Origin of the sequence: Nocardia sp. NPDC005998 (genome assembly GCF_040614395.1) — a bacterium.
Classification (GTDB): Bacteria; Actinomycetota; Actinomycetes; order Mycobacteriales; family Mycobacteriaceae; genus Nocardia.
On the sequence record NZ_JBEXUI010000060.1, the window covers coordinates 26,126 to 34,663 of the forward strand.

Consider the following 8,538-nt stretch of genomic DNA (forward strand, 5'->3'; position numbering starts at 1 on the left):
ATGAGGCGTGGCGATCGGGCGACGGCTGGGCCAGCCCCGGCTCGGCATCGCGCTCGGCTCGTGCTTTCGCGAGTCTGGGCACGAGCAATGCTCCGGAGCGCACCGCTACCTGTGGTTCGCCTGCCGCGATCACCGCGCCGATCGGCATCGAACCCCCCAGGGGCGCAACGGCCGACGGATCGGCGTCGATGAGAACGAACCGGCCCGGATATTCGGATTGGGCGCTGCGCAACAGACCCCAGACGGCTGCCGCGGCGAGATCCGGTGCCTCGCCCGGCAGCGCGGCACCGTTGGTGGTCACCACGACCAGCCGAGTGTCGGCCAGACGATCTTCGGCCAGCCAGGACTGCACTGTCGCCAAGACCGTTTCCAAGTGGCGGCGAACGGCCGCCGGATCGTCGGTCGCGGCGCCGACCTCCGGACACCAGATCACAACATCCGGAATCGCTTGTGCCGCAGCAAGTTCCGATGGGCTCGGCGAGCAGGTCTCGATTCCGGCGACCGCCGCCGAACCGAGTACGGCCATCCGGTCCATGGACCGACTCGGTGTCGCTGCCGGCGCCGGTGTCCACTGAACTTCGTAGAGGCCGGCGTCATCCCCGGCCAGTGTGCCGCGCATCTGTTTCACGTCATAGGGCCGCATCACGACCGCGTCGACGGAGACTACGGGCCGTCCCGAATCATCCATGGTCGCAACGGAGATCGTCTCCGGGCCACTCGCCACGGCGATGACCCGCAGCGTCGTCGCCTTGACCAGCGGCTGGTGCAGTCGCGCCCCGCCCCAGCGAAATAGCAACCGGCCGATGTTCGGATCGCTGTCCTGATCGCGCCAGACGAGCCCGGCCAGCCCGGCGTGCATCACCAGGTCGAGCAGAGCGGGATGCAGATCGAACCGCTCCGGTTCGGCCGCGGCCGCGGTGTCCAGGGTGATCTCGGAGAAGACGGTCTCACCCCGCTGCCATGCGGCGTCGACGCCGATGAACGCGGGACCGTATTCGAGTCCGGATCCGGTGGCGATTCGCTCGGGAATCCATGCGGGGTTGAGAGTTTCGGCGTCGGCCGGTGGCCAGGGCTCGTCCCGCAGCCGGTCCAGCAGAGCATCGTTGCCGTCCCATGAGGGGGCCAGCACTCCGCTGGCATTGCGCACCCATTCGCCCGCTCGGCGACCCACCTTGCGGAAGTAGAAGCGGAACGGCCGTCGCCCGTTCCCATCCGGCTCCTGCACCGACACCTGGAGTTCGACCTCGTCGTCTTCCGAGGGAAGTATCGGAGCCTCCAGGGTCAGCTCCTCGACGACGCCGCAATCGATTCTGCCGCCCGCGACGAGCAGGAACTCGACGAGGGTCGCGCTCGGCAGCACCACGGTCCCGTAGGTCATGTGGTCGGCGACCCAGGGGTCGGTCGGCAGCGAGAACCGGCCGGTGAAAACGAACTCGTCCTTACCGGCCACCGGTACCACACCGGTGAGCAGCGGATGGCCGAGGGCGTCGCCCGTGGCTTCGGGACGCGGCGGCAACCAGAATCGCTGGTGTCGGAAGGCGTACGTGGGCAGGGAAACTCGTCGTCGGGCCGGGCGACGCAACAGCGCCGTCCAATCCACACTCGCACCGGACGTGTGAGCATGTGCCAGCATCGTCAGGAACTGTTGGGGCTCATCGTGATCCCGGCGCGCGGCCGCGGCCACCACCGACGCGGACTCCCCGCCCTCCGGAAGGGTCTGCCGGGTCAGCGCCGCCAATACGGCATCGGGCCCCACTTCCAGAAATCGGCGCACACCCGAGGCGATCAGCGTCTCGATACCCGGCGCGAAGCGCACCGCGGCACGCACTTGCCGAACCCAATAGGCAGGTTCCAGCACCTCGTCCCCGGCGAGCTGACCGGACACATTCGACAGCACCGGAAGGCGCAGCTGGTTGTACGTCAAGTCCTTTGCGACCGACTCGAATTCGGCCAGCATCGGCTCCATCCGATGCGAGTGGAAGGCGTGGCTGACCCGCAGCCACGACGTCTTGCGGCCGCGCTCGGCGAATCGGGCCTCGATCTCGGCGACGGCGTCCTCGTCACCCGAGATCACCAGGGCCGCAGGCGCATTCACCGCTGCGACCGACACGCGGCCGGGATACCCGGCAACGACATCGTTCACCTCGGTTTCGGATGCTCCGATGGCCAGCATCGCGCCGCCCTCGGGCAACGCACCCATGAGATGGCCGCGCGCCGCCACCAACCGGCAGGCATCCTCGAGCGACCACAGGCCCGCGAGGTATGCGGCCGCGACTTCTCCGATCGAGTGGCCGATCAACACGTCCGGGGTGACGCCGAACGACTCGAGCAGGCGATACAGCGCCACCTCGAAGGCGAACAACGCAGGCTGGGTGAACTCCGTCCGATCCAGCACCGTGACATCGGTACCGCCGGGAGCGGCGCCGCTGAACATGAGTTGTTTCAGCGAGCACTCCAGCACCGGATCGAACTGGGCGCACACCGAATCCAACGCGTCCGCGAATACCGGGAACGCCTCGTACAGGCCTGCACCCATGCCGATCCGCTGTGCACCCTGACCGGTGCACAAGAACGCCGTCGTCCCCGAGCCGATGGCGCCTGCGACGACACCGGTGCCGGTCCCCGATTCGGCGAGATCGGCCAGGCGCTCGAGCAACTCGTCCCGATCACGACCGAGGATGACGCCGCGCGAGTCCAGCTGCGCCCGCGACGTCGCCAGCGCATAGGCCGCATCCGCGACGTCGATCTCCGGCCGCTCCGACAGCCAGGCACGCAGCCGGGCGGCCTGCGCGCGCAGACCTGCCTCGCCCTTACCCGACACCAGCACCGGGGTGACCGGCACGGTGATATTCGAGTGCCGTTGCGCATCGCCGCCGATGTCACCCTCGGTAGCCGCTACCGATGCAGCAGGTGCTTCTTCGAGGATCACATGCGCGTTGGTGCCGCTGATTCCAAACGACGACACACCAGCCCGACGCACTCGATCGCCCGCGGTCCACGGTTCGGCCTCCGTCAATAGACGCACCGCGCCCGCGGCCCAATCCACATGCGGCGACGGCATTTCGGCGTGCAGTGTCCGCGGCAGCCGTTCGTGCCGCATCGCCTGCACCATCTTGATCACCCCGGCCACCCCGGCGGCGGCAACCGTATGGCCGATATTCGATTTCAAGGAACCGATCCGCAACGGTTCCCGATCGCCGCGCTCCGGTCCGTAGGCGGCGATCAACGCCTGCGCTTCGATCGGATCGCCCAGGGCCGTACCGGTTCCGTGCGCCTCCACCGCGTCCACGTCGACCGCCGAGATCCCCGCATTGGCGAGGGCCTGCGCGATGACCCGCTCCTGCGACGGACCGTTCGGCGCGGTCAGGCCGTTGCTCGCGCCGTCCTGGTTCACCGCACTACCGCGAACAACGGCCAAGATGTTGTGGCCCAGCCGCTGTGCATCCGAAAGTCGCTCGAGCACAAGCACACCCGAGCCCTCCGACCATGCCACCCCGTCGGCGGCAGCCGAGAACGCCTTGCAGCGACCGTCCGGCGACAGGCCGCGCTGGCGGGCGAAGTCCACGTACAGATACGGGCTGGCCGCGACGGTCACACCACCGGCGAGCACCAGCGAGCTGTCACCCTGGCGCAGCGCCTGGCAGGCCAGGTGCAACGCCACCAGCGATGACGAGCACGCCGTATCCACCGTCACCGCAGGCCCTTCCAGGCCGAACGCGTATGCGACGCGACCCGAGATGACGCTGTGCGATGTACCGGTCAGCCGGAAACCCTCCAGGTCACCGGTCACCCGCCGGGCGTATCCCGACGAACAGGCACCGGCGAAGACGCCGGTGTCGCTGCCCCGCAACGACACCGGGTCGATACCTGCGTCCTCCAGGGCTTCCCAGGCTGTTTCGAGCAGCAGCCGCTGCTGCGGATCCATCGCCAGCGCTTCGCGAGGACTGATGCCGAAGAAACCGGGATCGAAATCGCCTGCACCGCCGAGGAATCCACCGTGGCGTGTGTAAACCTTGCCCGGCTTGTCGGGGTCCGGGTCGAACAGCCGGTCCAGGTCCCAGCCGCGGTCGGTGGGGAATTCGCCGATGGCGTCCCGGCCCGCCGCGAGCAGATCCCACAGATCCTCGGCGGACCGAACACCGCCCGGGAATCGGGCACTCATGCCGACGATCGCGATCGGCTCGTCCGAAGTCGTGCGCCGCGCTACCCGCCGCTGCCCGCGGTCGGTCCCAGTGACCCGTTCCCGCAGCAGCGCCGCAACCGCACTCCCGGTCGGATGGTCGAATATGAGCGTCTTCGGCAGCGGCACACCGGTAGCCCGCATCAGTCGGTTCTGTAGCTCCACCCCGCTGACGGAGTCGAACCCGAACTCGGTGAACGGCAGGTCGGGGTGAATTGATAGGGCCGACTCGTGGCCCAGTACGGCAGCGGCGTGCTCACGAACGATATCGAGAACTACTGTGTCGCGCTGATATTCGGGGACCGCCAGCAGTTTGCGTGCCAACGGCCCGTCGTCCCATGTTCCGGTCTGTTCAGTTCCCTCGGAAATCTGCTCCTCGGTTGCCGCGACGACATCGGTTACCCGAGAAACGGCGGACACACCGGCCCAGAAGCTACGGCGCTGGAACGCGTACGGCGGCAGGTCGACCCGCGCCCCACCGGCGACCAGCGCGTGCGGATCCACCTGCACACCCGCGCAATGGGCCTGGCCCAGCGACGCCATGAACCGTTCCGGGCCACCCGCACCACGCCGCAACGATCCGACAACAAACACGCCCTCGGCCGCACCGGCCGCCTCGGCGGTTACGCCGATGCCCATCGTGAGCACCGGATGCGGACTCGCCTCGATGAACCCGTTGATACCGGCACCGATCAGCGCCGTCACGGCATCGGCGAATCGAACCGGTTCCCGCAATGACCGATACCAGTATTCGGCGTCCAGTTCCGCCGTATCCAACCGGTCGGCGAATACCGTCGAGAAGAACGGCACCGACCCGGATTGCGGGCGAATCGGCTCCAGTTCCTCGAGCAGCCGATCACGCAGCCGCTCAACCGCTTTCGAATGCGACGCGTAATCCACCGGAATCGGCCGGGCCCATATACCGTCGCGGGCGCAGTCGGCGAGGAAGTCCGCCATCGCCGAAGCATCACCGGCGATCACACTTTGCGCCGGTCCGTTCACCGCCGCCAACGACAGCCGATCCCCATGCGCCGATAGACGTTCCCGGACCGCATCCGCGCCGAGTCCGATCGAGGCCATACCGCCCTGTCCGGCCAGCTCATCGGCGACCGCCCGCGACCGGAGAGCCACCACCCGCGCCGCATCGGACAGCGACAGTCCACCGGCAACATAGGCGGCGGCGATCTCGCCTTGGGAATGGCCGATCACCACGTCCGGCTGCACACCGGCCGCTCGCCACATCCGGGCCAGTGAGACCATCACCGCGAACAGCACCGGCTGCACCACATCCACGCGATCCAGCGGGGGCACGTCACCTTCGCGACGCAGCACCGCCGTCAGCGACCAGTCCACGTACGGGGCAAGCGCCGCTTCACATTCCGCAATCGACTCCGCGAACGCCCCACCCGCATCCAACAGCCCGAGCGCCATACCCTCCCACTGGCTGCCCTGCCCCGGGAAGACGAATGCGACCCGCCGCGGCTCGGCCCGCGCGGTTGTCGGCTCGATCGCCACGGCGGGTGCGGTCGGGTCGGCCAGGGCCGCCAACCCGGCCAGCAGCTCCTCGCGATTCCCCCCGACGACGTTGCCGCGCCACTCCATGTGGGCTCGCGTGGCCAGCAACGAGTGCGCCACATCGACCACATCCAGCTCCGGATGGCGCAGCAGCCATTCCCGCAGCCGGGCCGCTTGCGCACCTACGCCGCTCTCGCTGCGGGCCGATACCACCCACGGAACCGCACCGACCGCGCCGTCCACCGTGGACGCGGCCGATACGACGGCAGGCGCCTCCTCCAGGATCACGTGGGCATTCGATCCCCCCATACCGAAGGAGGACACACCTGCCCTGCGCACGTCGGCAACGGGCCAGCTCTCGGTGCCCGTCACCACCCGCAAGCCCAGGTCCGCGAGCGGAATTCGCGGATTCGGTGTCTCGAAGTTCAGGCTGGCCACCAGTTCTCGGTGACTCAGCCCGAGCACGGTCTTGATCAGGCCCGCGATACCGGAAGCACCTTCCAGATGCCCGATATTCGTCTTGACCGATCCGACGGCCAGCGGCGCATCCTGCGCCCGGCCCACCCCGTAGATATCGCCGAGCGCGGCAGCCTCGATCGGGTCACCGGCAGGTGTTCCGGTGCCGTGCAATTCGACGTACTGCACCGACGGCGCTTCGACACCTGCCGCGGTCAGCGCGGCGCGGATCGCCGCCGCCTGCGCATCTCGACTCGGGGCGGTCAGCACTCGGCGTTCATTGCCGGTATTGACCGCACTGCCGCGGATCACGGCGTGAATCCGGTCGCCGTCGGCGACCGCCTGCGCGAGTGGTTTCAGCACCACCATGCCGCCACCCTCGCCGCGCACGAACCCGTCGGCCCGCGCGTCGAACGTGTAGCAGGCGCCGAGCGCCGACTGTGCGCCGAACCGCTCGATACGCTCACTGCTCGTCGGCGACAGGATCAGGTTCAGGCCACCGGCCAGTGCCACGTCGCTCGCGCCGCTGCGCAGGCTCTCACATGCCAGATGAACCGCGACCAGCGAGGATGCCTGGGCGCTGTCGACCACGATGCTCGGGCCGCTGAAACCGAAGTGGTTCGAGACGCGGTTGGCGATGATGCCGCGTCCGACACCCCACAGCGAGTGGCGGCTGACGCCCGGGCCACCTCGGGAGGCCAGGACTTCGGCGAAATCGCTTCCGGTGCTACCGAGGAACACACCACACCGCCGGGCATCGCGCGCCGTGGCGGCCAGGCCCGCATCCTCGAGCGCCTCCCAGCTCAATTCCAGCGCCAGCAGCTGCTGCGGATCGATGGCGCGCGCCTCAATGGGCGAGACCCCGAAGAAGTCCGCGTCGAATTCCCCTACGGTGTCGACGAATCCGGCCCGCTCGGTGATGCTCTCCCGGCCCGGGGGAGCTGTGCCGATCGCGTCGCGCCCCGCCCTGAGCAGCTGCCGGAAACTGTCGAGATCGGCCGCGCCCGGCATTCTGCAGGACATGCCAACGATAGCGACGGCAAACGCCGATCCGGTCACCTCTGAACATCCTTCCTCGAGGTACCCACGAACTTCACGACCTCACCCGCCGCCAAAATGTCGAAGACGACCGTGGCCAGCAAGTTTCGTTCTTCTACGCTGGCCAACCGGTCGCGAAACTCCGGATCGCCGAACGCCTCGAGTCCGAGTTCGGTGCACGGCGCGCCGACCTCGCTCGCATCGACGGAGCTGGATCCGTTCTCGATTCGGCATTCCCACCGCGGTTCCTGGGCGATAGCGCTCGACGGACGGCCGCCGCCTCCCGCGACATCGATCCGGGCCGCGGAGCAGGTCATGTCACCATCAATTCGTAGATCTGGCTAAAGAGTTGATAAGCAGGTCGACTCAGGCGATTCCTGCTTCGACACAACGGATTTCGACGCGTTCGAGGCTCGGCGAAGAGCCCCGAATGATGTGGAGCGTCTTCCGCAGACGGCCTGGGGCCCAAAGAGATGGTGTAGGCCCAGACTGGCCCCGGCTGTGCCGCCGGGCTCAGTAGAGCAATTGATCAGCGAGCGACGCTGACGAGTGAAGCGCTACGTGGACATGCCACGGGATCGAGGCGCCCGTACGAGAGTTATTCGAACAGCAGGAGTCATCGTACTGAACAGTAACTAGATGATCTTGACCTTGTCAACCGTCCGGTAGCCTCGCGACAGGTACCCTGACCTGGGCCTCGACCGCGTGTCCGTTCACCACGTTGAGATCGTACGATCGGCCGACTGCCAAAGCTCTCCACTGGCGAGAAATCTGAGGTCACCGGTCCGCAGATATGGGCCGACACCGTGTGCTCGGCTACGCACCGAACGTGGGTGCACTTGTCTGGCTGCCGCAGATAGCCCAGCACAACGCCGTCCGATCTGGTCCAGATAGTGGAATCCCGCACCCTGCTGATCGACGCAAGGACTCTGCGATCCGGGATAGCGACCGCCAGCCGATTCCAGAGCCCATCCGGTCACGGACAACCTCAGCAAACCCGTAGCACTGGAGAAACCCACTCGCAGCCAAGTAGTCACCGCCGGGCTGCACGACATGATGGAGGCGGCCTGATGAAAGGTCACGTCTACCAACGCGGTTCGAGCGGGTGCTCCTCGCCGGAGTTGAGTGACAAGGGCAGGCATCCTTGGAGAGGACGGTTGCCACGCCGACCCGGTTGCGTGATGTCGAACCGAGCCCGGCGACTGGCCCCGAATCGTGAGCTCGGCCAAGGTTCTTAAATCTGTTCCCGAGCACGAACGAGAAACGGCCCGGAACAATGTGTTCCGGGCCGTTTCCCTAGTAGCGGGGACAGGATTTGAACCTGCGACCTCTGGGTTATGAGCCCAGCG

General features: G+C 67.4%; 2 protein-coding genes. Both read right to left on the reverse strand.

What is annotated here, in order from left to right:
- Window positions 1-7,174 (reverse strand): type I polyketide synthase (locus ABZ293_RS39655; RefSeq protein ID WP_355189460.1); only part of this gene is annotated, 7,174 nt, incomplete at its 3' end.
- Between the two features lie 32 nt (window positions 7,175-7,206).
- Complete coding sequence (locus ABZ293_RS39660) at window positions 7,207-7,506, reverse strand: hypothetical protein (protein WP_355189462.1); 300 nt, start codon at window positions 7,504-7,506, stop codon at window positions 7,207-7,209.
- Between the last annotated feature and the right edge of the window lie 1,032 nt (window positions 7,507-8,538).